Source organism: Pseudomonas sp. K5002 (assembly GCF_013386655.1).
Lineage (GTDB): Bacteria > Pseudomonadota > Gammaproteobacteria > Pseudomonadales > Pseudomonadaceae > Aquipseudomonas.
Window position 1 is genome coordinate 1 of record NZ_JACARK010000931.1, and the last position, 1176, is coordinate 1176.

Sequence of the window (1176 nt, forward strand, 5' to 3'; positions counted from 1 at the left end):
CTGCACCACGTGCGCATGCCGCGTCGCCGGCGGAGCATCGGCAAAGGCACGACTGCCCGAGCGGGTCGGATACCCGGCGATGTCGATGGAATCCTTGATGGCCACGCGTCGGCCGCTGCCACCGAGTAAAAATTCGCTGACGAAGGTACTCATGGGTTCACCCCCAACATGCTATTGAACAGGCGCTGCGTACGGAAATGCGCGATCAGCCAGGTGCCGTCGACACGGCGAAAATCGATGGCCAGCCGCGTGCCGAACAACTCGCTGCGCTGGTCGGCGTAGGTGGAAATCTGTTGCATGATCCACTGCCCTGCAGCCGCGCTGCCGTCTACCTGGATCGACTCACTGGTGAGGTAATGCAGGTTCAGCGCAAAGTGTTCCGACGGTGGCAGGTAGCTGCCGACAAACGCCGCCACCGCGTCGCGCCCCTGATGCTGGCCGAAGGTCTGCGCGGTACTTGTGCCAATGCCTTCCCACACCGCATCCACGGTGAACAGCTCGGCCAACTCGCGAACGTTGGTCGCCGCCCGGGGCACGTCGCACAGGTCCATGTAGCGCGCCATCAAGCGCCTTACCTGGCTCTCCCCTTCAAGGGTTTCAACACGCTGCAACAGGTCCATGGCTCACACCCTGGCCGCTTCGGGAATGGTCAGCGGGCGGCCGATCCGTGCTTCGACCTTGGCGTAGCGCCACAGGCTGTATTCACCCACCGGCGTGGTACGGAACAGGTTGCAGGCGTCGATCACCGACTGGTGGCAGTCGACGTCGGCCATGATGTAGACGGTCCACGGCGAGGTGGTCGACGGGCCGACCATCAAGCGGTCGTCATCCATCGCCCCCAGCACGTTGATGCCCGGCATGGCGCCGAGGTCGCCCATCATCTGGCTGAAGCCTTTCCACACGCTCAGGCCTTCGCCGGTAGGCAGGTCGAAAAAGTTCTGGGTGATGCCGATGCAGAAGACGACGCGCAGCGGTTCTTGAGTGGCTTGGGACATGGGTTGATCCTTGAAAGTCAGATGTAGCCAGGAAATGGAGGAACGCCGAGGAACACCGAGCCCGCGCCGTCGTACAGGCCTTCGCTGAGGAAGGCGTGCTGGGTCACCACCATGGCGTCGCGCAGGTAGCGTTGCAGCGGGTGGCGCAGGTAGATCGCGGTGGTGCCCGCCAGGCTGTAGG

General features: G+C 63.5%; 2 protein-coding genes and 2 pseudogenes. All 4 read right to left on the reverse strand.

Annotated elements, in window-relative coordinates; all coding sequences use genetic code 11:
* Nucleotides 1-153, reverse strand: a pseudogene (locus HX846_RS39885) (amidase); the annotation flags it as partial.
* On the reverse strand, nucleotides 150-620 hold the full coding sequence (locus tag HX846_RS31190) for a nuclear transport factor 2 family protein (protein ID WP_178966868.1): 471 nt from the start codon (nucleotides 618-620) through the stop codon (nucleotides 150-152). The gene HX846_RS31190 and the pseudogene HX846_RS39885, both read right to left, overlap by 4 nt.
* Nucleotides 621-623: 3 nt before the next feature.
* Nucleotides 624-995, reverse strand: coding sequence for a hypothetical protein (locus tag HX846_RS31195; protein WP_003208867.1), 372 nt, complete (start codon nucleotides 993-995; stop codon nucleotides 624-626).
* Nucleotides 996-1012: 17 nt separating this feature from the next.
* Nucleotides 1013-1176, reverse strand: a pseudogene (locus HX846_RS31200) (flavin-dependent monooxygenase); the annotation flags it as partial.

Excerpts from the sequence above, each read along its gene's own strand:
- HX846_RS31190 (WP_178966868.1), bottom strand. The coding sequence starts at position 620 with ATGGACCTGTTGCAGCGTGTTGAAACCCTTGAAGGGGAGAGCCAGGTA.
- HX846_RS31195 (WP_003208867.1), bottom strand. The coding sequence starts at position 995 with ATGTCCCAAGCCACTCAAGAACCGCTGCGCGTCGTCTTCTGCATCGGC.